This window comes from Rhabdaerophilum sp. SD176 (assembly GCF_030143245.1).
Lineage (GTDB): Bacteria > Pseudomonadota > Alphaproteobacteria > Rhizobiales > Beijerinckiaceae > Rhabdaerophilum.
Genome location: NZ_JARJNS010000004.1, coordinates 19,718 through 43,754, shown reverse-complemented (window position 1 = coordinate 43,754; position 24,037 = coordinate 19,718). Strand labels below are relative to the sequence as shown.

28 protein-coding genes are annotated in these 24,037 nt (G+C 66.3%); 14 read left to right on the top strand and 14 right to left on the bottom strand.

Translation table 11 applies throughout. The features are described 5' to 3' along the window. Nucleotides 1–16: 16 nt before the first annotated feature. On the bottom strand, nucleotides 17–322 hold the full coding sequence (locus tag P0652_RS09780; RefSeq protein WP_284178626.1) for a hypothetical protein: 306 nt from the start codon (nucleotides 320–322) through the stop codon (nucleotides 17–19). Between the two features lie 158 nt (nucleotides 323–480). Here P0652_RS09780 and P0652_RS09775 point away from each other — a divergent pair, with 158 nt between their 5' ends. Then, nucleotides 481–906 carry a hypothetical protein gene (locus P0652_RS09775; RefSeq protein WP_284178625.1) on the top strand — a complete coding sequence of 142 codons (426 nt, stop codon included), beginning with the start codon at nucleotides 481–483 and terminating at the stop codon, nucleotides 904–906. A gap of 48 nt (nucleotides 907–954) precedes the next feature. Beyond that, a complete protein-coding gene (gene copM / locus P0652_RS09770) occupies nucleotides 955–1,386 on the top strand; it encodes a CopM family metallochaperone (protein ID WP_284178624.1) in 432 nt (143 codons plus the stop codon). Nucleotides 1,387–1,586: 200 nt separating this feature from the next. Here copM and P0652_RS09765 read toward each other — a convergent pair whose 3' ends face one another. Then, nucleotides 1,587–2,501, bottom strand: coding sequence for a DMT family transporter (locus P0652_RS09765; protein ID WP_284178623.1), 915 nt, complete (start codon nucleotides 2,499–2,501; stop codon nucleotides 1,587–1,589). A gap of 10 nt (nucleotides 2,502–2,511) precedes the next feature. Beyond that, entirely contained in the window at nucleotides 2,512–3,366 is an 855-nt protein-coding gene (locus P0652_RS09760; protein WP_284178622.1) for a branched-chain amino acid aminotransferase, read from the bottom strand. A gap of 140 nt (nucleotides 3,367–3,506) precedes the next feature. Here P0652_RS09760 and P0652_RS09755 point away from each other — a divergent pair, with 140 nt between their 5' ends. Then, nucleotides 3,507–4,178, top strand: a complete 672-nt coding sequence (locus P0652_RS09755) for a haloacid dehalogenase type II (protein ID WP_284178621.1) — start codon at nucleotides 3,507–3,509, stop codon at nucleotides 4,176–4,178. Nucleotides 4,179–4,182: 4 nt separating this feature from the next. On the opposite strand, the gene P0652_RS09750 is transcribed toward P0652_RS09755, so the two are convergent. After that, entirely contained in the window at nucleotides 4,183–5,577 is a 1,395-nt protein-coding gene (locus P0652_RS09750) for a M20/M25/M40 family metallo-hydrolase (RefSeq protein ID WP_284178620.1), read from the bottom strand. Between the two features lie 47 nt (nucleotides 5,578–5,624). Further along, entirely contained in the window at nucleotides 5,625–6,239 is a 615-nt protein-coding gene (locus tag P0652_RS09745; RefSeq protein ID WP_284178619.1) for a LysE/ArgO family amino acid transporter, read from the bottom strand. 167 nt (nucleotides 6,240–6,406) lie between these two features. Here P0652_RS09745 and P0652_RS09740 point away from each other — a divergent pair, with 167 nt between their 5' ends. The 3 genes from P0652_RS09740 to P0652_RS09730 are packed head-to-tail and all read left to right on the top strand — an operon-like array spanning nucleotide 6,407 to nucleotide 7,654. Then, nucleotides 6,407–6,781, top strand: a complete 375-nt coding sequence (locus P0652_RS09740; RefSeq protein WP_284178618.1) for a hypothetical protein — start codon at nucleotides 6,407–6,409, stop codon at nucleotides 6,779–6,781. 7 nt (nucleotides 6,782–6,788) lie between these two features. Beyond that, entirely contained in the window at nucleotides 6,789–7,226 is a 438-nt protein-coding gene (locus tag P0652_RS09735) for a hypothetical protein (RefSeq protein WP_284178617.1), read from the top strand. Then, on the top strand, nucleotides 7,223–7,654 hold the full coding sequence (locus P0652_RS09730; protein WP_284178616.1) for a PH domain-containing protein: 432 nt from the start codon (nucleotides 7,223–7,225) through the stop codon (nucleotides 7,652–7,654). Before P0652_RS09735 ends, P0652_RS09730 begins: the two co-directional genes overlap by 4 nt. Nucleotides 7,655–7,724: 70 nt before the next feature. Here the strand turns inward: P0652_RS09730 and P0652_RS09725 are convergent, their stop codons facing one another. Next, nucleotides 7,725–9,263 (bottom strand): helicase HerA-like domain-containing protein, encoded by a 1,539-nt coding sequence (locus tag P0652_RS09725; RefSeq protein ID WP_284178615.1) that lies wholly within the window; start codon nucleotides 9,261–9,263, stop codon nucleotides 7,725–7,727. Nucleotides 9,264–9,441: 178 nt separating this feature from the next. On the opposite strand from P0652_RS09725, the gene P0652_RS09720 reads away from it, so the two are divergent. Both P0652_RS09720 and P0652_RS09715 read left to right on the top strand, forming a co-directional pair. Continuing rightward, nucleotides 9,442–10,287, top strand: coding sequence for an alpha/beta hydrolase family protein (locus P0652_RS09720; RefSeq protein ID WP_284178614.1), 846 nt, complete (start codon nucleotides 9,442–9,444; stop codon nucleotides 10,285–10,287). A 116-nt stretch (nucleotides 10,288–10,403) separates the two neighbouring features. Further along, complete coding sequence (locus P0652_RS09715) at nucleotides 10,404–10,790, top strand: DUF2780 domain-containing protein (protein WP_284178613.1); 387 nt, start codon at nucleotides 10,404–10,406, stop codon at nucleotides 10,788–10,790. Between the two features lie 375 nt (nucleotides 10,791–11,165). Here P0652_RS09715 and P0652_RS09710 read toward each other — a convergent pair whose 3' ends face one another. Both P0652_RS09710 and P0652_RS09705 read right to left on the bottom strand, forming a co-directional pair. Then, nucleotides 11,166–11,696: a cupredoxin domain-containing protein gene (locus P0652_RS09710; RefSeq protein ID WP_284178612.1), complete on the bottom strand. Its 531-nt coding sequence runs from the start codon at nucleotides 11,694–11,696 to the stop codon at nucleotides 11,166–11,168. A 116-nt stretch (nucleotides 11,697–11,812) separates the two neighbouring features. Then, a complete protein-coding gene (locus P0652_RS09705; RefSeq protein WP_284178611.1) occupies nucleotides 11,813–12,826 on the bottom strand; it encodes an alpha/beta hydrolase in 1,014 nt (337 codons plus the stop codon). Nucleotides 12,827–13,082: 256 nt separating this feature from the next. Between P0652_RS09705 and P0652_RS09700 the strand changes: the two genes are divergently transcribed. Further along, nucleotides 13,083–13,712, top strand: coding sequence for a pyroglutamyl-peptidase I (locus P0652_RS09700; RefSeq protein ID WP_284178610.1), 630 nt, complete (start codon nucleotides 13,083–13,085; stop codon nucleotides 13,710–13,712). On the opposite strand, the gene P0652_RS09695 is transcribed toward P0652_RS09700, so the two are convergent. Further along, nucleotides 13,709–14,719, bottom strand: coding sequence for an asparaginase (locus P0652_RS09695; RefSeq protein ID WP_349774978.1), 1,011 nt, complete (start codon nucleotides 14,717–14,719; stop codon nucleotides 13,709–13,711). The two genes, P0652_RS09700 and P0652_RS09695, sit on opposite strands and share 4 nt — an antisense overlap. Before the next feature lie 162 nt (nucleotides 14,720–14,881). On the opposite strand from P0652_RS09695, the gene P0652_RS09690 reads away from it, so the two are divergent. Continuing rightward, nucleotides 14,882–15,820: a sugar kinase gene (locus P0652_RS09690; RefSeq protein ID WP_284178609.1), complete on the top strand. Its 939-nt coding sequence runs from the start codon at nucleotides 14,882–14,884 to the stop codon at nucleotides 15,818–15,820. Here P0652_RS09690 and P0652_RS09685 read toward each other — a convergent pair whose 3' ends face one another. The 4 genes from P0652_RS09685 to efp all read right to left on the bottom strand — a co-directional run bounded on the left by P0652_RS09685 (nucleotide 15,821) and on the right by efp (nucleotide 19,561). Further along, a complete protein-coding gene (locus P0652_RS09685) occupies nucleotides 15,821–16,111 on the bottom strand; it encodes a hypothetical protein (protein WP_284178608.1) in 291 nt (96 codons plus the stop codon). A 106-nt stretch (nucleotides 16,112–16,217) separates the two neighbouring features. Further along, on the bottom strand, nucleotides 16,218–16,436 hold the full coding sequence (locus P0652_RS09680) for a hypothetical protein (protein ID WP_284178607.1): 219 nt from the start codon (nucleotides 16,434–16,436) through the stop codon (nucleotides 16,218–16,220). An 86-nt stretch (nucleotides 16,437–16,522) separates the two neighbouring features. Further along, a complete protein-coding gene (locus P0652_RS09675; protein ID WP_284178606.1) occupies nucleotides 16,523–18,796 on the bottom strand; it encodes a fused MFS/spermidine synthase in 2,274 nt (757 codons plus the stop codon). A gap of 195 nt (nucleotides 18,797–18,991) precedes the next feature. Then, nucleotides 18,992–19,561, bottom strand: a complete 570-nt coding sequence (gene efp / locus P0652_RS09670) for an elongation factor P (protein WP_284178605.1) — start codon at nucleotides 19,559–19,561, stop codon at nucleotides 18,992–18,994. Here efp and P0652_RS09665 point away from each other — a divergent pair. The 3 genes from P0652_RS09665 to P0652_RS09655 are packed head-to-tail and all read left to right on the top strand — an operon-like array spanning nucleotide 19,548 to nucleotide 21,831. Further along, nucleotides 19,548–19,751, top strand: a complete 204-nt coding sequence (locus tag P0652_RS09665; RefSeq protein ID WP_284178604.1) for a hypothetical protein — start codon at nucleotides 19,548–19,550, stop codon at nucleotides 19,749–19,751. The two genes, efp and P0652_RS09665, sit on opposite strands and share 14 nt — an antisense overlap. Further along, on the top strand, nucleotides 19,751–20,794 hold the full coding sequence (epmA, locus tag P0652_RS09660) for an EF-P lysine aminoacylase EpmA (RefSeq protein WP_284179081.1): 1,044 nt from the start codon (nucleotides 19,751–19,753) through the stop codon (nucleotides 20,792–20,794). The genes P0652_RS09665 and epmA overlap by 1 nt, the downstream gene beginning before the upstream one ends. Continuing rightward, nucleotides 20,791–21,831, top strand: coding sequence for a lysine-2,3-aminomutase-like protein (locus tag P0652_RS09655; RefSeq protein WP_284178603.1), 1,041 nt, complete (start codon nucleotides 20,791–20,793; stop codon nucleotides 21,829–21,831). Before epmA ends, P0652_RS09655 begins: the two co-directional genes overlap by 4 nt. Nucleotides 21,832–21,851: 20 nt before the next feature. On the opposite strand, the gene fcl is transcribed toward P0652_RS09655, so the two are convergent. Next, on the bottom strand, nucleotides 21,852–22,802 hold the full coding sequence (gene fcl, locus P0652_RS09650) for a GDP-L-fucose synthase (protein ID WP_284178602.1): 951 nt from the start codon (nucleotides 22,800–22,802) through the stop codon (nucleotides 21,852–21,854). A gap of 164 nt (nucleotides 22,803–22,966) precedes the next feature. Between fcl and P0652_RS09645 the strand changes: the two genes are divergently transcribed. Further along, the gene (locus tag P0652_RS09645; protein WP_284178601.1) at nucleotides 22,967–23,983 is read left to right on the top strand and encodes an NAD-dependent epimerase/dehydratase family protein; all 1,017 of its coding nucleotides are present in this window, start codon (nucleotides 22,967–22,969) and stop codon (nucleotides 23,981–23,983) included. Nucleotides 23,984–24,037: the final 54 nt, after the last annotated feature.

Here is a 24,037-nt window from a genome sequence, read left to right as displayed (position 1 = left end):
ATCAGCGCAGGACCACTCAGCGAAGGACAACGCGGGTGCAGGTGGCGAAGCCCGGCTGCAGCGGGAAATGCCGGGCCTTGCCGGCCAGCCAGCGCTCGCAGGCATCGGCGCTCCGGAAGCAGCCCTGGAAGCTCTTGCGATCGACCATGCCGTGGCGGAGCGCCCGCCCGCCGAGATAGTTCCCGGCAATGGCCGCCCGCTCGGGGCCGCCGCCGCGCGTGCCGGAACAGGCGGTGCCGACCGAGGGCGGAGACCAGGCTGCAGCCGGAATGGCAAACCCGGCAAAAGCCAGCGCGAGCGCAATGGAACGAAATGTCGTCATGTCATCCATCCTGTTCGATTGCCGGCATCATAGCCGAACATCACCCGATCCGGGCCGGATTGCTGCTCTCTCCTGCCGGATTCTCGAAACAGGGTGAAGAGGCATGGCGCCCGAAACTTGCAGTCCGCCCGCTCCTCCCCCATCTTTATGGGATGCTGTTGCGCATTCGCCCCCTGATGCTGATCCTGCTGGTGCTGGCGCTCGCGCTGCCGATGCGGCTGCACGGGCTGATGATAGCCGGGCCTGTTCATGCCGCATCCAGCCTCAACGAGCCGGCGCCGCCCTGCCATGACGCGGAGAGCCATGCGCCCGGCCATGCGCTCCCGGCCGCAGAGGGGCCGCATCACCACCCACCGGCTGACCCTGCACCGGACTCCGACCTGCCGGAACCTCCGGCTCCGGCAAGCAAGCCGGGCCATGCCAGCCTGCACTGCGCGACTGCCGGCATGGTGGTTCCCGTCCGGCCTGTAGATGTTCCGGCGCCGCACAGCCTCGCCATCGAGGCGCTCCGCCCGGCGGAAATGCCCCCGGGCGAGGGGCTCGCGCCGCCCCGGCAGGAACGCCCGCCCCGCTTCCGAGCCTGATCCCGCCGCCCTTGCGCGGCTGCTTCCCTTATCGATCAGGAGATTTTCATGAAAACGACACTTCTTGCCGGCTGCGTGCTGGCCCTCTTCACCCTGTCCGCTTCCGCCCAGCCGCATGGCGGCCATCACGGCGGGCATCACGGCCCCGGACCGGGCGCCATGCCCGGCGGCGGGCACGGCCAGCACGGTCAACATGGCCAGCAGGGCCGCCCTGCCGGGAACGAGCCGGCCTCGACCAAGGCCTTCCGTGAAGCCAATGACCGCATGCACAAGGACATGGATATCCGCTTCTCCGGCGATGCGGATATCGACTTCATCAAGGGGATGATCCCGCATCACCAGGGCGCGATCGACATGGCGCGCGTGGTGCTGGCCCATGGCAAGGACCCGGAGACGCGCAAGCTCGCCGAGGAGATCATCGCCGCGCAGGAGAAGGAAATTGCCTTCATGCGCGACTGGCTGAAGAAGAAGGGGCAGTAAGCCCCGCTCCGGAACGAGAAAGGCCGCGACCCGGGAAGGTCGCGGCCAATCGTCAAAGGGTCTCGAACCTTTGGTGGCACCGGGAATTCGTTTGGGGGGCGTGAGCCCCGAAGCCACGAGACCCGTCTTAGCAGGCCCGCTTTAAGGAGCCGTAAGGTGCCGCGCCGGGCCGTGGTTCAGTTTGGCACAATCCCGGCCCGTCATTCCCGGGTTGCGGCGAGGCTGCGCATCCGCTCGCGATAACGCACCCGCTCGCGATGGACGGTATAGACGCCGCTGGCGACGATGAGTGCCGAGCCGGCGGCGATCCATCGATCCGGCAGCGTGCCAAAGACGAGATAGCCAAGAAGGGTGGCCCAGATCAGCTGGATATAGGCGAAGGGCGCGAGGAAGGATGCCGTGGCGCGCTCATAGGCGAAGACCAGCATCGAATGACCGACCACGGAAATCAGGCCGATCAGCACCATGAACAGCCACTCCCTCGGCGTCGGATTGGTCCAGTAGAAGGGGATGATCAGGCAGGCCCCGGCCAGCATGGTCAGGCTGGTCCAGACGAGGGTGGTCTCGGCCCGGTCCTTCGAGGAGACGGAACGGGTAACGACGGCCGCCATCGACCAGGCGATCGCCGCGCCGATCGGCAGCAGGGCGGCTATCTGGAAAGCGCTGGTGCCCGGCCGGATGATCAGCAGCATTCCGGCAAAGCCAACCAGCGTGGCAGACCAGCGGCGCAGGCCGACCTGCTCCTTCAGGATGATCACCGAGAACACGGTGATCAGCACCGGCCAGATGAAGTTGATCGCACTTGTATCCGCCAGCGGCAGGTAGGAGAGGCCGCTGACGAAAAGCAGCGAGGACGCGAGGATCGCCACCCCCCGGAAGATCTGCGCCTTCGGATGGGCGCTGTGGAAAGCCTCGGGTCCGAGCCGCCACCAGACATAGGGAACAGTCAGCCCCGCAACGATCACGCAGCGAACGAAGAGGATCTGCGCCGGCGGCACGGTGGTGACCGCCAGCTTGGCGATCGTATCGCCCACGGCGAAGAGAACCGTCGTGATGACCAGCAGCGCAAGCGCCAGTGGCTTGCTCTGCTGTGGCGGTTCATACGGGTCGGCCATCCTTCAGGCCTCAGCCGCCATGCGCGTAGGCCCAGTAGGCCTCGCGGGCCTTGGCGAAAAAGGGGCCGGGCTGGAGATCGCGGCTGTCGATCCGTGTGATGGGCAGGACCTTGGCGTAATTGCCGGACTGGAAGATCTCGTCCGCTGCCTCGAAATCGGCATAGGTCAGCGATTTCTCGACCACCGTCACGCCGCTGTCGCGCAGGAGCTGGATCACGCGCTGGCGCGTGATGCCGTTGAGGAAGGAGGAATTCGCCTCCGGCGTGTAGACCACGCCATCCTTGGCCATGAAGACATTTGCGGTGGTGAGTTCGGCGACATTGCCGAGGAAATCACGCACCAGCGCATTGTCGAAGCCACGCGATTTGGCCTCACGCAGGGCGCGGGCATTGTTTGGATAGAGGCAGCCGGCCTTCGAATCGGTCGGCATGCATTCGATGGTCGGGCGGCGGAAGGGCGACAGCGTGATCGAGCCGCCCTTCGGCTCCGGCATCGGCGCGGCGAAAAGGCAGAGCAGGAAGCGCGAATCATCCGGATCGGGCAGGATGGCGGAGCCCTTGTCGCCCTCGCCCCAGATCATCGGCTTAACATAAAGCGCGGTGCCCGGCGCGAATTTCTTCACCCCGTCATGGGCGAGGCCGATGATCGTATCCGGATCGACCGGCGCGTTGAGTCCGATGCCGGCGGCAGAGCGGATTACCCGTTTCGCGTGCAGCTCGATATCGGGCATCCGACCCTCGAAGACCCGGCCGCCATCAAAGACCGAGGAAGCCAGCCAGAAGCCGTGGCTGCGCGGGCCGAGGATGGGCGGGTTGCCCTCGTGCCAGTCGCCGTTGAAAAAGGTCCAGGTTTCCGACCAGGCCATGCTGCACTCCGGAAGAGAGGAATTGGATTTAAGCCGGCATTCGATAGTCTCCCCCCGGACCGGTCAATCCGCGCAGGGGGGCTTGGCAGAATTTTTTTCTCCTGCCGTTCAAGCGCGAAACAAAAGATCACGAGGAAACGATGTCCCGCATTTTCATGTTCGATGCCTATGGAACCCTGTTCGATGTCCACAGCGCCGTGGCAAGAGCCGGCAGCACGCTCGGTCCGAAGGCCGAGCCCGTCAGCCAGATGTGGCGGGCGAAGCAGCTCGAATATACCTGGACGCTCAGCCTGATGGGCAAGGCCGGCGGCGCAGCGGCGGATTTCGCCGCCCTGACCGCCGCCGCGCTCGATTTCGCACTGGCCCGGCATGGCATTGCCGATCCGGCGCTGCGTGAAAGCCTGCTGGCGGCCTATCAACGGCTCGATGCCTACCCGGACGTAACCCCGCTGCTGCAGGCGCTGCAAGCGGGCGGGCATCGCGCCTTCATCTTCACCAACGGCACGCGCGGGATGATCGATGCGGCGGTGGCGGCAGCGGGGATCGGGCCTCTGCTCGCAGGGGTCGTGACGGTGGAGCCGGTCGGCTGCTTCAAGCCGCATCCCGATGTTTACGCCCATGCGGCGCGGGAGGCCGGCGCCGGCGCGCCGGGGGAGATCACCTTCGCCTCGTCGAACCGCTGGGATGTGGCCGGCGCCAGCGCCTGCGGCTGGCGCGCCTTCTGGATCAACCGGACCGGGCAGCCGGAGGAATATCCCGCCTTCCCGCCGGTCGCGGTGCGGCAGGGGCTCGCCGGGCTGGAGGCGGCGTAGGCCCTCACGCCCCCAACGCGGCGATGATCCGTGCCCAGCTGCGCTGGCCCTTGTGGAAGCTCGAGAGATCGTATTTCTCGTTCGGCGAATGGATGCGGTCATCATCCAGCCCGAAGCCGATCAGCAGCGCATCGAGGCCGAGCACGCGCTTGAAATCCCCGACAATCGGGATCGAGCCGCCCGCGCCGAGCACCACCGGCTCGGTGCCCCATTCGGCGCGCAGGGCATCGGTGGCCTTTTTCAGCTCGGGGCTTTCCTCGCGCACCTGGGTGGCGCGGCTGCCCTTGTAGCCGATGAATTCCACCGAGCAATCCGGCGGAACCTGGCTCGCCACATAGGCGCGGAAACTGTTCTGGATCGCCACGGGGTCCTGGTCATGGACGAGGCGGAAGGAGATTTTCGCCCGTGCCTCGCTGGCAATGACCGTCTTGGTGCCCTCGCCGGTATAGCCGCCCCAGATGCCGTTGACATCGCAGGTCGGGCGCGACTGCATCTTCTCGATCAGGGTACGGTCCTTCTCGCCGGACGCATATTTCAGCCCGATCTGGCCGAGGAACTCGCTTTCGGTCAGGCCGAGCGCTTCCCATTGCGCCAGCCGGTTGGCGCCGGTGTCATGCACGCCGACATAGAAATCCGGCACCTGGATCCGGCCCTGGGCATCATGCATCGAGGCGATGATGCGCGAGAGGATATGGATCGGGTTCTGCGCCGTGCCGCCGAAATGGCCGGAATGGAGGTCACGGTCGGCCGCCTTGATGATGATCTCCTCATAGAGCATCCCGCGCAGCGAGGAGGTGATCTGCGGCGTGTTGCGGTCCCACTGGCCGGTATCGCAGACGATGCAGATATCGGCCTTGAACTCGTCCTTGTTGGCCGCGAGGAAGGGCGGCAGGTTGACCGAGCCGCTCTCCTCCTCGCCCTCGATCATCACCGAGAGCGAGATCGGCAGGTCGCCGGTTTCCGCGATGATGGCCCGGCAGGCCTCGAGGAAGGTCATGACCTGGCCCTTGTCGTCGCAAGCGCCGCGCCCGGTGATCACCTTGCGGCCCGGCTCGAGCTCCTTGACCTTCGGGGCGAAGGGCGGATCCTCCCAGAGCTCGATCGGATCGACCGGCTGGACATCGTAATGGCCGTAGAACAGTACATGCGGCTTGCCGGGCCGGCGGCGATGGCCGACCACTACCGGATGGCCGGGGGTCGGCCGGGCGGAAGCCTCGAAGCCGAGGGATTGCAGGTCCTTCACCAGATGGTCGGCGCAGGCGCGGGTCTGGGCATCATAGGCCGAATCCGCGCCGACGGATTCGAAGCGCAGCAGCGTGAAGAGGCGCTCGAGGCTGGTGTCGAGGTCGCGGTCCAGCCGAGCCAGGATGGCATCGAGCGGAAGGGCATGGGCATTCATGAGGGGTCTCGTTCTGAGGAGGGGGTGCGCCTCCGGGGCGCGAAGGTTCAGCGCGAGAATAGCCAGAGCGCCAGCTTCCCCGCAATCGAAACCATGACCAAGGCGATCAATGCATCAAGGATGCGCCAGGCGACCGGTTTGCGGAAAACCGGCGTCAGCACGCGGGCCCCATAGCCGAGGCTGAAAAACCAGGCGAAGGATGCCGACATGGCTCCGAGTGCATAGGCGAGGCGCGGCAGGCCGGAATAAGGAGCAGCCAGCGCACCGACGAGAATCACCGTGTCGAGATAGACATGCGGGTTGAGGAAGGTCAGCGCGAGGCAGGTGCGGATGGCCGCGCCGAGCGGGACAGGGCCGCCCTCGCCCACTTCCATCGCCTGCGGCGCGAGGGCCCGGCGGGCCGCCTTCCAGCCATACCAGAGCAGGAAGGCAATGCCGAACACGGTCACGCCGACCAGCAGCGCGGGGACAAGCTGGATCAGCGCACCGAGCCCGGCGACGCCGAGCGCGATCAGCAGCGCATCGGAGAGCGAGCAGATCAGCGCCAGCGGGAAGACATGCTCGCGCCGGATGCCCTGCCGGAGGATGAAGGCGTTCTGTGCGCCGATCGCGATGATCAACCCGCCGCCGATGAGAAAGCCGGAGAGGAAAGGAGAGAGCATGCCGGCCTGCTACACGCCCGGGGCGGAAAAGACCAGACCGGATATGCCCGGCGCCGGCTTTCCCCGATTCGAGGCGGCGGAACGCTTGACTTGCCCCGCGCCCTGCCAAATCCTGAGGTCTCGTCGGGGGGCGGATCACAATGCGCGGCTGGTTTCTGGTTCAAGGGATGCTGTGGCTTGCGGGGATCGGCCTCGCCATGGCGGAGGAGCCGAGGAAGCTCTCGCTCAATGCCGTGGGCGACCAGGAGATCCAGGTCACAAACGGAATCAGCCTCGCCCGGGATTGCCTGCCCCGCTCCGGGCCGCGGGTCGGGATCATCGAAGCACCGCGACATGGCAAGCTGACCGAACGGCCGGTCGATATTTTCACGTCCTACAAGGCGGATAATCCGCGCGCGCCATGCAACGAACGCCGCTCGCGGGGGATCGGCGCCTATTACAAGGCCAAGTCCGGCTTCAAGGGCGTTGACCGGTTCCGGTTCCTGCTCGTCTATTACGACGGCACGGCCGAGACCTACCAGGTCGAGATCAAGGTCTGGTAGGTGCCTCGTGGCGGACAAGGCGGCCGAGATCCTGTCGAACCTGCTGCTCTCTCTGGGCTCGAGCCTGGGCCTGATCGAGGAGAGGACGCTCGCGCTGCATGCCGTGGCCGGGCAGGAGATCCGGGTGCAGAATGTCTGGCATCTCAACGATGACTGCACCCAGACCGCGCCGATCCGCATGGTCGTGACCCTGTCGGCCGCGATGGGCGAGGTCGATGCCATGCCGGTCGAGGATTTCATCGACGCCGACGATGAAGGCATGATGCGGAAATGCGGCAGCCGCCGCGTGCCCTCGCTCGATATTCGTTATGCCAGCCGGGCCGGCCAGAACGGGCAGGACCGGTTCGGCTTCGCCGTGATCTTCAAGGACGGGACGGTGTGGAACCACAAGGTCACGATCCGGATTCTCCGGCCGGCGCCGCAATTGCCGGAGGATGCCCCGTGAGGGCCCGGCGCCTGCTGGCCCTCATACTGCCGGCCCTGCTGCTTGCCCTGCCCGGCCAGTCCGCCGAGCCGGAGAAAGTGGTGCGCTCGGTGCTGCCCGGCGAGACGGTGCGGGTCTATGTCGCCTATCACGTGTTGCGGGATTGCTCGCCGATCGGCGAGATAAGACTGACCGTAATCGAGCCGCCGGCGCAGGGGCAGATCTCCCTGCAGGGCACGACCATCCGGGGCGGGTTCAGCTACAATAATCCGCGATACCATTGCAACCAGAGGCAGATCGCGGCATCGGAAGTGCTCTATGAAGCGCCCGGCAAGGGCGAGGGACTGATGCGCACGCGTTTCGGCATCGTCTTCGCCGATGGCGAGATCAAGCTGATCGATGCCGAGATCACTGTCTGGGCGCCTTCGTCCGCGCCGAAGTCGGAGTGAGCCCGCGGGCGGGGGTGCACCCTCACCCGCCGATGCGACGCATCGTCGGCCTCTTCCCGGGGGAAGAGGCCTATCGCCGCCCGCCCAGCAAACTCCCGAGCACGCCGCGCACGATGGCGGTGCCGATCTGCCGGCCGACCGAGGTGGCGACAGAGCGCGCGGCCGAGGTAACGACCTTTTCCGCCATGGATTGCGGCGGCCGGCCCCTCGACTTGCCGGTGGTGGTGGCGCCGCCTCCCCCCAGAATGCCGCCGAGCATGTTGTCGAGGAAGCCGCCGCTGCCCTTTTCAGCCTCCTCGGCGGCCTTGGCCGAAGCCTCGGCCTTGCTGGCCAGCATCTCGAAGGCGCTCTCGCGATCAACCGTCTCGGTATATTTGTTGCGGAACGGGCTCTCGCGCATCAAGGCCTTGCGTTCTTCCGGCGTGATCGGACCGACGCGGCCGCCGGGCGGGGCGACCAGGGTGCGCTCGACGATGGAGGGCGCGCCCTTGCCCTCGAGCACCGAGACCAGCGCCTCGCCCACGCCGAGATTGGTGATGACATCCGCCGTGCGGAATTTCGGATTGGCACGGAAGGTTTCCGCCGCCGCCTTCACCGCCTTCTGCTCGCGCGGGGTGAAGGCGCGGAGGGCGTGCTGCACGCGGTTGCCGAGCTGCGCGCCGACCTTGTCCGGCACGTCGAGCGGGTTCTGCGTCACGAAATAGACGCCCACGCCTTTCGAGCGGATGAGCCGGACAACCTGCTCGATCGAATCGAGCAAGGCCGGCGGCGCGTTCTCGAAGAGCAGATGGGCCTCGTCGAAGAAGAAGACGAGCTTGGGCTTCTCCGGATCGCCGATTTCCGGCAATTGCTCGAAGAGTTCCGAGAGCATCCAGAGCAGGAAGGTGGCATAAAGCCGCGGCGACTTCATCAGCTTGTCGGCGGCGAGCACGTTGATATGGCCGCGGCCATCCTCATCGACGCGCATGAAGTCGGCGATCTCCAAGGCCGGCTCGCCGAAGAAGTTCTGGCCGCCCTGGTTTTCCAGCACGAGCAACTGGCGCTGGATCGCGCCGACCGAGGCCGGCGACACATTGCCATAGGCCGCCTGGAGCTTGGCCTGCAATTCCTTGTTGCTGCCGAGTTCGGCCAGCATGGCCCTGAGGTCCTTCAGGTCGAGCAGGAGCAGGCCCTGCTCGTCGGCATAGCGGAACAGGATGTTCAGCACGCCTTCCTGGACGTCGTTGAGTTCGAGCAGGCGCGCCAGCAGCAGCGGGCCCATCTCGGCCACGGTGGCGCGGATCGGGTGGCCCTGCTCGCCGAAGAGATCCCAGAAGACCACCGGGAATTGCTCGGCCTTGTATTCGACGCCGATTTCCTTGGCGCGGTTGACGAAAGGCGGCAGGGCATTGCCCATCGCCGCCACGCCGGCCAGATCGCCCTTGATATCGGCGGTGAAGACCGGCACGCCGGCAGCCGAGAAGCCTTCCGCCATCTTCTGGAGCGTCACGGTCTTGCCGGTGCCGGTCGCGCCGGTAACGAGCCCGTGCCGGTTGGAGAGCTTCAGCACGAGTTGCTCGAACTTGGTTTCGCTCTTGCCGATGAGGATGGTGCCAGAAGGTGCCGCCACGGCGCGTTCTCCAAAAAGGATCGTTAACCCTCATCGCTATAACCGGAACTCGCGGCCGGCGAAAAGGCCTCGGGGATGCAATTCCTTTCCGGATTGTCATCTCCTCTCCATCCAGCCGCTCGGATTGCGCAGGCAAGGTTCGTGCGGGGATCAGGGAATGTCCAGCAGCGAGACCGGAATGACACGTAACACCCGCCAAGCCGCCCTTTTCGCGATCTTTCTTGCCACCATCACCGGCGCAGCCCAGGCTGAGCCGCAAAGCGCCTATCTCCGTGCCGATGGCGCCCGGATCGAGGCCCGCGTGCTCGATGCCCCGGGCTGTGCGCCGCTGGCCATCGTCTCACACGGGTTCGGCGGCAATGCCAAGGGCAACCCGCAACTGGCCGAGGCGCTCAACCGCGCCGGGTACCGCGTGATCGTGCCGAGCCATGCCGAATCGGGCCCGAGAGCGCTGGTCAGCTCGATCGGCTCCGGGCGCCCGCGCGAGCGGATCCTCGATCTCGCCGCCAACCCGGCCCTGCTCGGCGCGCGGGAGGCGGATGTGACCGCCATCCTCGCAACGGAGACCCAGCGATGCGCCGTGCCGTTCAAGGTGCTGGCGGGGCATTCGATGGGCGCCCGAACCGTCCTGCTCGAAGCCGGCGCCAACAACCGGAACGGCACCAAGGGGGCTGACCGGTTCGATGCCTATATTGCCGTATCGCCGGCAGGAGAAAACTCGATGCTCTTTCCGAAAGGCGCCATGGCCGGCATCCGCAAGCCCGTGCTGATGATCACCGGCACGCGGGATGATGGCGAAGGCGGCGGCTACGAGAACCGGCTCAGCACCTTCGAAGGCCTGCCGCCCGGCCGCAAGCGGCTCGCCGTGATCACGGATGCCACGCATTTCGATCTCGGCGGGCGACGCAACCCGGCCGTCGGCCGGCTTATCGGCGAGGTGACGGCGGAATTCCTCGCCATGGTCCGCAGCGGCAGACAAGCCAGGGCGACACCGCGGCCGAATGTTTTCTTTTCCGACAAATAGGGGCCAGCCGCCGGAGAATGGTTCACGGCTAAACTAAATCCGCTTGCCAGCCAACCTGCTCTGTCGTAATCCCGCGGGAGCGAATCCGGCAAGGGCCGGTGACAGGGAGAGAGACCATGGACGAGCTCATCAACCGTGTGGCCACCAATGTCGGACTGGAACCGGCGATGGCGCAGCAGGCTGTCGGCATGATCCTGAGCTTCCTGCAGAAGAACGGCCCGGCCGAGGAAATCAGCCAGATGATGGCCGCCATGCCGGGCGCAGCCGAACTGGCTGCCGCGAATTCCGGCGAAAGCGGCGGCCTGATGGGCGGGCTGATGAACATGATGGGCCAGGGCGGCGGCGTGATGGCGCTCGGCCAGCAGCTCATGAGCGCCGGCATCGGCATGGGCCAGATCACCGCCCTCTCGAAGGAAGTGTTCGCCTATGGCCAGGAAAAGGCCGGCGAGGACACGATGGGCGCCATCGTCGGCGCGATCCCGGGGCTCAGCCAGTTCGTCTGACGGCTCGAGGGCGCCGGCACCCATCGCCGTTATGTGACGCGGCTTGCCTCCGGCAACCGCTATGGCGGGCGCCATTGTCGGCGCGATCCCGGGGCTCAGCCAGTTCGTCTGACGGCTCGAGGGCGCCGGCACCCATCGCCGTTATGTGACGCGGCTTGCCTCCGGCAACCGCTATGGCGGGCGCCATTGTCGGCGCGATCCCGGGGCTCAGCCAGTTCGTCTGACGGCTCGAGGGCGCCGGCACCCATCGCCGTTATGTGACGTGGCTTGCCTCCGGCAACCGCTATGGCGGGCGCCATCGTCGGCGCGATCCCGGGGCTCAGCCAGTTCGTCTGACGGCTCGGGGGCGCCCTCGACCGTTCGCCAGCGGACTCCTCAAGACCAGCGGATCGAGTAGCTGACATTGTAGGTGGCGCAATCGGTCTTCTCGTTGATGAGGGCCCGCCAGAAGGCCGTGTAGGGTTCGCGGCAGTCGCGGCGATAGCCGCCCGTTTCACGAATGGTGGGCCAGAACAGGTAATAGCCTGTTCTCGCCGCCGTGAACCGGGTGGATCCGCTCTGCGTGGCCGAAACGGAGAGCGCCGGATCGTCGGGATCCGCCGTCAGCACGTCCAGGAGGTTGCGGCCGAACCGGCTGGTCACAATGATATGCCCGGAGCGGATCGTCGCAGAATATTCGAAACGCAGGGTTTCGCCCGCCTTCAGATAGACCGGCCGGATCAAGGGCAGACGCAGGGGGCCGATCATCGCGGCCGTCCCGAATTCATGACCGATAACCGTTCCCTTGGTCATGCCCGGTGCCAGCGACAACACGAAAAAGAGCAGCAGAAGCGCCGGAACCGACAATCCCAGCGATCGTCCGGCTGTGCTGTTCCGTGTCAGGGCTTCCCGGTCGAGGTAGTACATTGCGCCGATTGCTCAAGTTAGACATGCATTTGTCTAAATTTGTAAGCGAGATAGCTTGTGGGATCGCTAATGTATTGCCGGACAAAGGGTAAAAGTCTGTTAACCCTGTCCGGCGGTCAGGCGCGCTCGATGGCGCGGCGGATCGCCGCCCTGACATCGGCATTGGCCACGAACACATCGTGGCGGATCAACCCCGAGGCGAAATCGGTCGCGTCGATCACCCGGACGCCGGTATCGGCCAGGGCCGCGCGCGGCAGCGCACCGACCCGGTCATTGCCGGCCAGGCGGCGCGAGAGATCCAGCGCACGGTCGTTCGTGGCGGTAATGATGGTCATCCGGTCACGCCAGGGGCCCAGCCGCTGCAACCCCGCCTTGAACACATCGACATCAACATCCGGCGCGGCAAGCACGATCGCGCCGACGCGGTCGAGGCCCTTGTCGCCAAAGCGGTCGCGATAGATGCGCAGCGCTTCAAGCGTGACGAGCGTGCCCATGGAATGCGCGACCAGATGCAGCCGGGCACCGAACTCGTCCTGCAGCAGGGTGGCAAGAATCTCGGCCATCGGGTCGCGCGCGAGCAGGGCCGATTCCCGGTCATAGCCGTAATCGAGCAGGCCCCCGCGTGAGGGCCACGAGAACAGGGCCGTATTGCCACGGAAGCCGATTCCCTGAGAGAGCTGGGCGATATCGCGGCCTGCGGTCTCGAAGGTCTGGTTGTAGCCATGGACGAAAAGCAGCGTGTCGCGGCCGCGCAAGGCCTCGGCGAAGGTGGCCGCGGCCGCTCCGCCCTGCGGCTCCACGCGGCGGACGGCGAATTCATGGCTGACCAGTGCATTGAGCTGGCCGAACACGGAGCCATCGGGCGCCGAGAGGCTGGCACGGGCATAGGAAAGGCCGGCACGGGTGGCATCGAAGAACGGAGATTTCTCGCCGCCCTTCACCAGCCTGCGGGTGGTGACAACATGGAGCACCGGATCCGCCGAGAGGGTTTCCGCACCGGCGCGCGCCTCCATCGGCGTGCCGCGCCCGAAGCAGCCGGCCAAAGGCAGGCCCAGCAGGCCGGCCAGCACAACGCGCCGGCGCGAGGGGCCGGATGAGGCGCGGCTGATGGCGATGGCGGGCGGGCGCATCCTTGGTTCCCTGTGCTTTCGTGCCGGAGCGGGGTCACTCCTGCCGGTTGTGCTGCGGCTTGGCCTCGTGCAGACTGCGCCAGATGATGCCTTTGGCATCAAGCCTATGATTTTACGATCGTTTTCAGAGGCTCGCGATCAGCTGGCCCGAGAAGGAACTAGGAGGGCAAAGGTTGAGGATTGGTAAATACGTGCCGCAGCTTCACCCCCGGTGCCGCTGGTGCCGGCAAAATCCGGCCAAAACAAGGAGAGGCCCGTGAAGAAGGCGAGACCGCTGCGTGCACTGGTTACCGGGTTCGGGCCATTCCCGGGTGTGCCACACAACCCGAGCGGGGTGATTGCCGAGGCGGTCACCCGTTCAGGGCGCTGGGCGCGGCTGGGATGGCAGGTGGAGGGCGTGCCCTTTCCCACGGATTACCGGGTTGTTCTCGGATGGATCAAGGCCTTTGCCTCTGCACCGCCGGCCTTTGTCATCATGCTCGGCGTAGCGGCGCGCTCACAGCGGCTGCGGGTCGAGATGGTGGCGCGCAACCGCGTTTCCGCAACGGCGCGGGATGTATCCGGACGGAAAGTCAACCGGCGGCTCCTGGAGCCGGGCGCGGAGACGATCCGCCCGGGCCGCCATGCCGGGGCCGCCCTGGTGCGGGATCTCCGCCGGGCCGGCGTTCCGGCCCGGACCTCGCTCGATGCCGGGCGCTATGTCTGCAACGCCGCCTATTGGTGGATGCTCGGCGCCATGCCGAGGGAAACGCGCGTGGTCTTTGTGCATATCCCCCTGCCCGGCAAGGCAGGTCAGCGCCGGCACGAGCCTCGGCCAACCCTGCCGGCGATGATCCGCGCGATCACGGCTCTGGTCGGGGCCGAGATCGGGCGGGCGCGACGCTAGGCGACGAGCACCGGCGCCGGGCGCATCCGGCCAACCTCGATGCCGTTCCAGTTCTTCATCACGAGGTCGGTCCGGGGCAGGACGATGCGCACCTCGGCCTCCGAGAGCGGCAGGAACCGGCGCAGCAGGGCGGCCATGACGGTCTCGGCCGCGCGGCCGGCACCGTCATCGATCTTCAGCGCGATGCCGTAGCCGAGCTCGGGGATCGCGGCGCAATAGACGCCTTCCGCCCCGGTTTTCATGAAGACGCGCGCGCCGAGCGCCGACATCACCACCGTGTCGAACCGGTCGGTGCCGGCAACCATGAAGGGCTCCTTCGCGACCGCCGCGCGCAGCCGGGCTGCCGCGCGGGCGCGTTCGGGGCCGAGGCCATGGCCGGTGCCGAAGCGTGCGAAGCCCCGGGCGAGGTTGCGCAGCGGAATGGCATAAGTCGGGATCGAGCAGCCATCGACACCACGTGCCGTGTTGCGCAGGTTATAGCCGGTCATGCTGCCCAAAGCGCCGCTCACCGCCTGCATGACGGGGTGGTCAGGCTGGATGTAGCCCTTCGGGTCCTTGCCTTCGGCCACGGCCACACAGAGGAAGCCGGCATGCTTGCCGGAGCAGTTGTTATGCAGCGCGGAGGGCTGACCGCCGGCGGCCGCCAGCGCGCGGGCCGCCTTTTCGCCCATCGGCCAATGCGCGCCGCATTCGAGACAGGTGACCTCGAGCCCGGCCTTGGCAATGGCGGAAGCCGAGGTTTCGGCATGTCCCGGTTCACCGGAATGCGAGGCGCAGGCCAGAGCCAGTTCGGCCTCGCTGAGGCCGAAGCGGTCGGCGGCGCCGGTCTCGATCAGCGGCAGGGCCTGGAGGCCCTTCACGGCCGAGCGCGGGAAAACTGGCCGGTCGATATCGCCCAGCGCCATGACCACCGCGCCATCCGCATCCAGCACAGCCAGCGCGCCGCGATGCACCGATTCGGGGATGCCGCCGCGCGTGACCTCAACAAGGACCGGATCGTTCATCATCGTCTTCTCCCGGGATTGGCGGGTTCAGGCCGGTCATTCTTGCTGCCGGGCCCTTTCATCGCGTTTCCAATACGCATAAAAGCCTTGGCGTCGTCTTTCCACCCGGTCTGGCGGCTGTTCACGGTTATCCCGCTCCGTTTCTCCCGCACCGGTTGTCCTGTCATGTCCTCGCCCGCCTACCCCGCCATTCTCGCCATTCTCGCCATGGGCGAGCCCATGATCGAGTTCAATCAGGTCAAGGGCGGCGATGGCCGCAATTTCCTGCAGGGTTTCGGCGGCGATACCTCGAATTTCGCCATTGCCGCCGCGCGGCAGGGCGCCTCGGTAGGCTATGTCAGCGCGCTCGGCCGCGATGCGAATGCCGGGATGCTGCGGACGCTCTGGGATGCGGAGGGCGTCGATCACAGCCTCGTCCGCGAGCATCCTTCCGCGCCGACAGGGATGTATTTCGTCACGCATGGGCCGAACGGGCATGAATTCTCCTTCGCCCGCGCCGGCTCCGCCGCGTCGCTCTATGGCCCGGATGACGTGCCGGCCGAGGCGATCGCCCGCGCAAAGGCGCTGCATCTCTCCGGCATCTCGCTCGCCATTTCCAACAGCGCCTGCGATGCCGCCTATGCCGCCATCCATGCCGCCCGGGCGGCGGGCTGCCTTGTCTCGTTCGACACAAACCTCCGGTTGAAGCTTTGGTCGAAGGACCGGGCCCGCGCGATCATGACCGATGTGATCGGGCTGAGCGACCTCGTCCTGCCGAGCTATGACGACATCGTCGCGATTACCGGCCTGACCGATCCGGATGCGCTGGCCGACTGGTGCCTCGCCCGCGGGGCAAAGCTTGTCGCGCTCAAGCTCGGCGCCGAGGGGGCGCTGGTGGCGGATGCCCGGGCGCGCCACCGGGTGCCACCGCATCGCTGCACGCCGATCGACGCGACGGGCGCCGGCGATTGCTTCGGCGGGGCCTTCGTGGCCCGGCTCGTGGCGGGGGATTCGCCCGCTGAGGCCGCACGCTATGCCGGTGTCGCTGCGGCGCTCTCGACCGAGGGTTACGGCGCCGTGGCGCCGATCCCCGATGCCGCCACGGTGCGGCAGGCGATGGGCTGATTACCGGCGGTAGATCAGCGGAAAATCCGAGGGCTTCATCGGTTTCCCGCCGCACTCGATCTTCTCGCGGTATTCCAGCAGCACGAAGGTGCCGTCTTCGGCCAGTTGCTGCCGCTCATACATGCCGCAGGCGCCATTTCCCTCGACATAGGTGGCAGTGACAATCCGCGCCCGCATGTCCCATTTCACATCCAGCAATTCGGCGATGTTGCCCTGGCGCTGCTTGCCCTTCGGGATCGGCGGCTTGAGGATCGTGTATTGCTTGCCCGGATCCGGCGTATAGACCAGCACGAAGATCTTGGAGGGTGTATCGCCCGCATATTCGTTGCAGGTGATCTCCCAGATTGCGGATTCCTCGCTCAGCGAATAGCCGGTGACGGGCAGGCGCGTCAGCTTGTCATTGCAGCCGATGGACTTGATCGCCTCGTTGCGCAGCCGCGCGGGAATACTGGCGGGGCGGGCAGCCTTTCGAGCGGTCGATCTCGGCGCGGTCGAACAGTTTCAGATCCACCTTCGCCGGCGCTGCCGGGGCCTGCGCAAGGGCCGCGCCAGCCGCGAGGCCAAAGGCGCAAGCCAGAATTGGCAGGCGCAGGGCCTGTCCTGTTGTCCGATCCATAGCCCGCTCCCCTGCCTGACTGGCGTCACGTTAGCCGGCGGACCGGAGCGGGGCAACGCATCCGGGCCTTTCCGGCCCGGGGAATTTCACTGCCGGCGATAATTTCGGATCAGCGCACCGACAATGTTGGAGAAGTCATCGGTCCAGACGGCGACGCCGCGATCCTGGATCGGCCGCCAACCCTCGATCGCCTCGAAGGGCTTCAACGGTGCGGCGGATTTCGCCATGACCACGACCATCGAGGGGATGCGCGCCTCCAGCGTCGGGCGGCCCTCGCCGGGATCGGCCTTGTACAGCGCCACGGCGCCGGCATCCCGTGCCAGGGCGGCGACGACGCTTTCCAGCTCGAGATGGCGGTTCGAGATGTGGATCGTCAGCACACCATCCTCCGCCAGCCGGTCGAGATAGAGCGCAAGGGCCTCGCGCGTCAGCAGGTGGGTGGGGATAGAATCGGAGGAGAAGGCATCGATCAGAAGGCTGTCGAAAGCGGCTTTCGGTTCGTTGACCAAAGTCAGCCGGGCATCGCCGAGGACGATGCGGGAAGCGGGCGCGCATTCCGAGAGGAAGCGGAATTCGCGCGGATCCCGGGCGATGCGGACGACGGCAGCATCGATCTCGAAGAAGGTCCAGCGATCAGACGCCTCGCCGTTGCAGGCATGGGCGCCGGCACCGAGGCCGACCACGCCGATGCGGCGGCCTTCCGGCCGGGTCGGGACGGCGCGGAGCCCTTCGGCGATCGGCGCTTCGGGATGATAATAGGTGAGCGGCTGCGGCCGGCCGGTCACCGGGCTGCCATCGGCATTGCGGATGCGCATCGCGCCATGGACGGTCGTGCCATGCGAGAGGATGCGGAGCTGGCCGTTCTCGCGCATTTCCAGTTTGTGGACCCCGAAGAAGGAGCGCTCGTGCTCGCGCTGGTTGACGACCTGCTGCATCACGTTCAGCGCGATGAACAGGATCGGCAGCATGGCTGCGACGATGGCCGGGCGGCGATAGGCGATCAGGCAGAAGAAGCCGGAGACGACGAAGATCGCCGGCATGACCGGGCCGATCTCTGTGCCCCATTGGCTGGCGATGACGAAAAGCGCCGCGAGATAGACCGCGCCGAGCAGGAGGACCGGGATGACCTGCCGCAGCAGGGCCGTGCGGCTGATCTGCCCGAGCGCCGGCAGGGCCAGCACGGCGGCGATGACGAGCAGCGGATATTCGATGATCCGGTCGAAGATGACCGGCGCGATCAGCCCGCAGAACAGGCCGCCCAGCACGCCGCCGAAGCTCATCCAGAGATAGAAGGTGGTGAGATGGCGGGCGGAGGGACGGGCCGCGTAGAGCCGGGCATGGCAGACCAGCGTCGCCGCGAAGAAGAAGGCGATATGGACCGCAAAGACCAGCAGGAAGACCCGGCTGCCGAAATAGGAGAAGAGCACAAGCCCCGCCGCGAGAATGGGCAGGATACGTTCCACCGCCACCATCGGCACCAGCGGCCGGTCGCGGAAGATCAGGACGAAGGTCAGCAGGAACAGCGCCAGTGGCATGACCCACATGAAGGGTGCGGCGGCGACATCGGTCGAGAGATGCGCGGTCACCGCGACCAGCAGGCCCGAGGGGATGAAGGACAGGGTGATCCAGGCGAGAATGGTCCGCAGGCCGGGGCGATCCGCCACGGCGGCCTCGGTCTCGGCGCGGGTATAGGGCGTCACGGTGCCAAGCCGCAACGCGGCCAGGCCGATCAGCCCGGCCAGCAGCACGAAGCCGGCGGACCAGCCCAAAGTCTGCGACCGGAGGTTGAGCAGCGGCTCGATGGCGACGGGATAGAGCAGCAATGCGGCGAAGGAGCCGAGATTCGAGGCACCGTAGAGAAAATACGGGTCATTGGCATGCGGGTGGCCGGTGCGGGCGAACCAGGCCTGCAGCAGCGGGCCATTGCCGGCAATCGCGAAGAAGGGCAGACCCACCGAGGCGAGGAACAGACCGATCAGCCAGAGGGCCTGGCCCTCGCTGGGCGGCGCGCCGAGACGGTCGGAAATGGCAATCGGCAGGGCGAGGAGCGTGACCGCCATCAGGCCGAGATGCACGAAGGCCGCGACACGCGGCGAGAGACGCGTGGTGAGCAGATGGGCATAGAGGTAGCCCGCCAGCAGCAGCGCCTGGAAGAAGACCATCGCCACCGACCAGACCGAGGGCGAACCGCCGAGCAGCGGCAGCACCATCTTGGTGAACATCGGCTGGATGGCGAAAAGCAGGAAGGCCGAGGTGAAGATGGCGAGGGTGAAGACCGCCAGCGTCATCGCCGCGCGTGCCGGCCCGGAACCCGGCCGTGCGGCCGCACCGCTGCCCGTGGTCATCGCTTCATCCGCCATGGTCTTTCCCTTCGATCGCCCACCCGTGGCGGACGTTAGGGAGAAGGTCCTAAGGCAGGTTGAACGGAGAGGGAGAGGTTTCGGCCTTGGCTAACGGGAGGTTGAGGGGATGGCAGCAGGCAATGGGAAGGGAGCAGCGGGAAGGTGCCGGCCTTATCCCTGCTGCCTTGTCGCCCTTGCCGGCTGCCCGATCCCTCAATCCTTGGCGCGTTCGACGTAGGAACCGTCTTCCGTGTTGATGACGACGCGCGTGCCGGCGGTGACATGCGGCGGGATGGCGGTGCGGACGCCGTTCGAGAGAATGGCCGGCTTGTAGGAGGAGGAGGCCGTCTGGCCCTTCGTCACCGGCTCGGTCTCGACGATCTCGAGCACGACGCGCTGCGGCAGGATAACCGTGACCGCGACGCCGTTATAGAGGCCAAGACGAACGACCATGCTCTCCTGGAGATAGGCGGCCTGATCGCCGATCACGTCCTTCGGGACGATGACCTGCTCGAAATTCTCCTGGTCCATGAAGGTGAAACCGTCATCGTCGCCATAGAGATAGGTATAGTCCTTGTCCTCGACGAAGGCCTTCTCGACCTGCTCCGTCGTGCGATAGCGAACCTGCGTCTTCACGCCGTCCGAGAGGCGGCGGCAGTCGATCTGCGTCGTCGGCGTGCCCTTGCCGGGGAAGAAGCTCTCGGCGGAAATGACCGAATAAAGCCCATGCTCGAGCTCGATGATATTGCCCTTGCGGATGGAAGAGGCGATGACCTTGACCACGTTTTTCCTCGGTTTCTTGACGCGCGAAAGGCGCAGGTTCAGGGAAACGGCACAGGAAGCGCAGCGCGCGTTTGACGCCGGGCCGGACCTGTTCCAAATGAATTTCGTGGCGCTGCATAGCCAATTCGCATCGAAAGGCCAAGCCACCGGCCTCATGAAAATCCGGCAAGGGCGCCGTCCTCCCGCATGATGTCACCCGTTCACCCGTTCTGGCGCGCCCCACACCATGCCCGGAGGCGCGATCGCCTCGTCCGGCGCGCGCGGTTGAAATCTGCCATCCGGGCGCATTTCGATGCGCGGGATTTCCTCGAGGTCGAAACCGGGATCGTGCAGGTCTCGCCCGGGAACGAAACGCATCTGCATGCTTTCGAGGCGCATTGGCTGGCGTCGGGCGACGTGCCGCAGCAGGGTTACCTGCACACCTCGCCGGAATTCGCGATGAAGAAGCTGCTCGCGGCTGGTGAGCGGCGGATCTACCAGTTCGCGCCGGTTTTCCGGGCGCGCGAGGCCTCGCGGCTGCATGCGCCGGAATTCACGATGCTCGAATGGTATCGCAGCGGCGAGGATTACACGGCGCTGATGGCGGATTGTGCTGATCTCCTACGCCTCGCGACGGAGATCGGCGGGCAGGATCTGTTTCAGTATCGAGGCCAGTCCTGCAATCCCCGGATCGAGCCGGAACGGCTGAGCGTGAGCGAAGCGTTCGAGCGCCATGCCGGGATCGACCTTGATGCCCATCTCGCGGATCGCGACGGCTTTGCCGAGGCCGCGCGCGGCATCGGTTTGCGGATCGCGCCCGATGATGGCTGGACCGATGTGTTCAGCCGGGTCATCAGCGAGCGGATCGAGCCCCATCTCGGCCTCGGCCGGGCAACGATCCTCGACCGCTACCCGGTTTCGGAAGCCGCCCTCGCCCGCCCCTGCCCGGATGATCCGCGGTTTTCGGAACGGTTCGAGCTTTATGCCTGCGGCGTCGAGCTGGCCAATGCCTTCGGCGAGTTGACCGACCCCGCCGAGCAGCGCCGCCGGTTCGAGGCCGATATGGCGGAGAAGGAGCGCCTTTATGGCGAAAGCTACCCGCTCGACGAGGATTTTCTCGACGCGCTTGCCGATATGCCGCCGGCATCGGGCATCGCGCTCGGCTTCGACCGGCTGGCCATGCTGGCAACGGGCGCTGAGGATGTGGCCGGGGTGATCTTCACGCCCTGGCCCTTTCCGGAGGGCGAGGCATGAGCGCCCGCTCGCTGACGCGGCTCGGGGATCTCGCGGCGGCGGGGCTCATCCCCGCCGATGCCGTGCCGGCTCTGGCGCCGGTGGCGCAGCGCTACGCCGTGGCCGTCACGCCGGATATGGCGCGACTGATCGAGAGCCCGGAGGATCCGATCGGCCGGCAGTTCCTGCCCCGGCCGGAAGAGGCGGTGACGCTTCCAGAAGAGAGCGCCGATCCGATCGGCGATCACCCGCATTCGCCGGTGAAGGGGCTCGTCCACCGTTATCCCGACCGGGTGCTGATCAAGATCACGCATAGCTGCCCGGTCTATTGCCGGTTCTGCTTCCGCCGCGAGATGGTCGGCCCGGCGGGCCATGGCAATCTTAACGCGGGCGAGCTTGACACGATCGGTGCCTATCTCGCCGCCCAGCCTGCCGTGCGGGAAGTGATTGTCACCGGGGGCGATCCGCTGATGCTCTCGGCCCGCCGCATCCGCGCGCTGGGTGAAAGGCTTGCGCCGCTTGCGCATATCCGGCTCGTGCGATGGCACAGCCGGGTACCGGTGGTGGCGCCGGGGCGGATCACTGCGGACCTCGCCTCCGCCCTCGCCTTTTCCGGCAAGGCCAATTACGTCGCCGTGCATGCCAACCATGCGCGGGAATTCACGCCGGAGGCAGCGGCCGCTCTGGCGCGGCTCCATGCCGCCGGAATCGTCCTCCTTGGGCAGAGCGTGCTGCTCAAGGGCGTCAATGCCAGCGAGGAGGCGTTGCTCGACCTGTTCAGCACCATGCTCGCCCATCGCATCGTGCCGCTTTACCTGCATCATCCCGATCTTGCGCCCGGTACGGGCCATTTCCGGATGAGCCTTGCCGAGGGGCAGGCGCTTTACGGGCGGCTGCGCGGCCGGATTTCCGGCCCCGGCCTGCCGGCCTATGTGCTCGACCTGCCGGGCGGGCATGGCAAGGTGGAAATCGGGCCGGATGCCGTGATCGGGCGGGAGGGCGGCATCGCTCTGGTGCGGGATTCGCACGGGCAGGTGCATCGCTATCCGGAGGGGTGAGGCTCCCCTAACCTGTGCCCTCAGTGGTTCCGCCCGCCGCCGGCGAGGAAATCGGCATAGGCGATCCGCAACCCCTCGCGGAGCGGCGTGCGGGCCTGCCAGCCCAACGCCTTGATGCGGGAGACATCAAGCAGCTTGCGGGGCGTGCCATCCGGGCGGGACGTATCGAAGACCAGCTCGCCCGTGAAGCCGACGACGCCGGCAATCTCGCGCGCGAGATCGGCGATTGTCAGGTCCTGGCCGGTGCCGACATTCATGAAGTCCTCAGAAGAATGCCGTTCCAGCGCGAAGAGGGCGGCCTCGGCGAAATCGTCGACATAGAGGAATTCGCGGCGCGGCGTGCCAGTGCCCCAGATCGTGACCGCAGGCGCGTTTCCGGCCTTCGCCTCGTGAAAGCGGCGCAGCAGGGCGGCGATCACATGGCTGTTTTCCGGGTGGTAGTTGTCGCCCTTGCCGTACAGGTTGGTCGGCATCAGCGAAATGTAGTCGGCGCCGCATTGCCGGCGATAGGCCTGGGTCAGCTTCATCCCTGCGATTTTGGCGATCGCATACCATTCATTCGTCGGCTCAAGCGTTCCTGTCAGCAGGGCGGTTTCCGGAATCGGCTGCGGCGCCTCGCGCGGGTAGATGCAAGAAGAGCCGAGATAGAGCAGCTTGTTCACGCCGTTGCGGTAGGCGGCATCGATCACGTTGGCTGCGATCATCATGTTCCGGTAAAGGAAATCCCGCGGGAAGCTGTTGTTGGCATGGATGCCGCCGACCTTGGCCGCCGCGAGGATGATCACCTCGGGCCGGTTGGCCGCAAGCCAGGCTTCCACCTCGGCCTGACGCTCGAGATCCAGCACATCGCGGTCGGCTGTCAGCGGCTCAATGCCCCGCTCGCGCAACGCGCGGACAATCGCGCTGCCAACCATGCCGCGATGGCCGGCAACGAAGATCCGACGATCCTTGAGATCAAAACTGGCACTCATCCTGTCTCGGGCCGAACGGCTGGACCCCGCAATCGGGAAAAGTTCGACCCATCTCCTTGCATCCAGCGTAAAACACCAAAAGCAGCGGAATTGCCACCCCCCCTTGCAGCGGGGGGCGGCGAAGCTGGCTTGCTGCCAGCCGGGGGCTTGGCTAGAGACGGGGGATGAATTCTGGTGCCCCGTCTTCTTCTCCGCTGCCCCGACGCGTACTGGTGACCGGCGTGGCCGGGTTTATCGGCATGCACCAGACGCGGACCCTGCTTGATGCCGGATGCCAGGTGCTGGGCGTGGACAATCTCAATGCCTATTATGATCCTGCCATCAAGGAAGCCCGGCTTGAGACCCTGAAGGGGCGGAACGGCTTTTCCTTCGAGCGGATGGGCATCGAGGATGTGGGCGGCATCCGCCGGATTTTCGAGGAATTCCGGCCCGATTCGGTGGTGCATCTCGCCGCGCAGGCCGGCGTGCGGCATTCGCTTGACGCCCCGTTCGCCTATACGCGCGCCAATATCGACGGGTTCCTCTCGCTGCTGGAAGCGGCGCGGCATGTGCCCGTGCGGCATTTCCTCTATGCCTCGTCCAGCTCGGTCTATGGCGCGAACACCAAGGTGCCGTTCAGCGAGGAGGACCCGGTTCTCCACCCGGTCTCGCTCTATGCCGCCACCAAACGCGCGAACGAACTGATGGCCGAAACCTACGCCCATCTCTTCGGCATTCCCCTCACGGGTTTGCGCTTCTTCACGGTCTATGGCCCGTGGGGCCGGCCGGACATGGCGCTGTGGAAGTTCACCGAGGCGATCCTCGCGGGGCGGCCGATCGATGTCTATGATGAAGCCAGCATGCAGCGGGACTTCACCTATGTTGACGATATCGTCACGCCCATCCGGCTGCTGCTTGACAAACCTCCGGTGCGCGAGGGCGCGGCCAGCCCGCACCGCATCCTGAATATCGGCAACCACCGGCCGGAACGCCTGTCGGATTTTATCGCCGCCATCGAACAGGCCTGCGGCCGGAAGGCGATCCGCCGGGCGCTGCCGCGCCAGCCGGGCGACGTCACGGCCACCTATGCCGATGTCAGCCGGCTCCAGGCGCTGACCGGGTTCGAGCCGGACACGCCGATTGCCACCGGCATCGCCCGCTTCGTCGAATGGTATCGACAATCGCCCTTCGCGCCATCCTGAACTGTGCGATAACGCACAACTCGTTTGCCAGGCGACTTCCCTGTTCTTTGGCGG

Excerpts from the sequence above, each read along its gene's own strand:
- P0652_RS09780 (WP_284178626.1), bottom strand. The coding sequence starts at position 322 with ATGACGACATTTCGTTCCATTGCGCTCGCGCTGGCTTTTGCCGGGTTT.
- copM (WP_284178624.1), top strand. The coding sequence starts at position 955 with ATGAAAACGACACTTCTTGCCGGCTGCGTGCTGGCCCTCTTCACCCTG.
- P0652_RS09765 (WP_284178623.1), bottom strand. The coding sequence starts at position 2,501 with ATGGCCGACCCGTATGAACCGCCACAGCAGAGCAAGCCACTGGCGCTT.
- P0652_RS09760 (WP_284178622.1), bottom strand. The coding sequence starts at position 3,366 with ATGGCCTGGTCGGAAACCTGGACCTTTTTCAACGGCGACTGGCACGAG.
- P0652_RS09755 (WP_284178621.1), top strand. The coding sequence starts at position 3,507 with ATGTCCCGCATTTTCATGTTCGATGCCTATGGAACCCTGTTCGATGTC.
- P0652_RS09750 (WP_284178620.1), bottom strand. The coding sequence starts at position 5,577 with ATGAATGCCCATGCCCTTCCGCTCGATGCCATCCTGGCTCGGCTGGAC.
- P0652_RS09745 (WP_284178619.1), bottom strand. The coding sequence starts at position 6,239 with ATGCTCTCTCCTTTCCTCTCCGGCTTTCTCATCGGCGGCGGGTTGATC.
- P0652_RS09740 (WP_284178618.1), top strand. The coding sequence starts at position 6,407 with ATGCTGTGGCTTGCGGGGATCGGCCTCGCCATGGCGGAGGAGCCGAGG.
- P0652_RS09720 (WP_284178614.1), top strand. The coding sequence starts at position 9,442 with ATGACACGTAACACCCGCCAAGCCGCCCTTTTCGCGATCTTTCTTGCC.
- P0652_RS09715 (WP_284178613.1), top strand. The coding sequence starts at position 10,404 with ATGGACGAGCTCATCAACCGTGTGGCCACCAATGTCGGACTGGAACCG.
- P0652_RS09710 (WP_284178612.1), bottom strand. The coding sequence starts at position 11,696 with ATGTACTACCTCGACCGGGAAGCCCTGACACGGAACAGCACAGCCGGA.
- P0652_RS09705 (WP_284178611.1), bottom strand. The coding sequence starts at position 12,826 with ATGCGCCCGCCCGCCATCGCCATCAGCCGCGCCTCATCCGGCCCCTCG.
- P0652_RS09695 (WP_349774978.1), bottom strand. The coding sequence starts at position 14,719 with ATGATGAACGATCCGGTCCTTGTTGAGGTCACGCGCGGCGGCATCCCC.
- P0652_RS09690 (WP_284178609.1), top strand. The coding sequence starts at position 14,882 with ATGTCCTCGCCCGCCTACCCCGCCATTCTCGCCATTCTCGCCATGGGC.
- P0652_RS09680 (WP_284178607.1), bottom strand. The coding sequence starts at position 16,436 with ATGGATCGGACAACAGGACAGGCCCTGCGCCTGCCAATTCTGGCTTGC.
- P0652_RS09675 (WP_284178606.1), bottom strand. The coding sequence starts at position 18,796 with ATGGCGGATGAAGCGATGACCACGGGCAGCGGTGCGGCCGCACGGCCG.
- P0652_RS09665 (WP_284178604.1), top strand. The coding sequence starts at position 19,548 with ATGACCTTGACCACGTTTTTCCTCGGTTTCTTGACGCGCGAAAGGCGC.
- epmA (WP_284179081.1), top strand. The coding sequence starts at position 19,751 with ATGTCACCCGTTCACCCGTTCTGGCGCGCCCCACACCATGCCCGGAGG.
- P0652_RS09655 (WP_284178603.1), top strand. The coding sequence starts at position 20,791 with ATGAGCGCCCGCTCGCTGACGCGGCTCGGGGATCTCGCGGCGGCGGGG.
- fcl (WP_284178602.1), bottom strand. The coding sequence starts at position 22,802 with ATGAGTGCCAGTTTTGATCTCAAGGATCGTCGGATCTTCGTTGCCGGC.
- P0652_RS09645 (WP_284178601.1), top strand. The coding sequence starts at position 22,967 with ATGAATTCTGGTGCCCCGTCTTCTTCTCCGCTGCCCCGACGCGTACTG.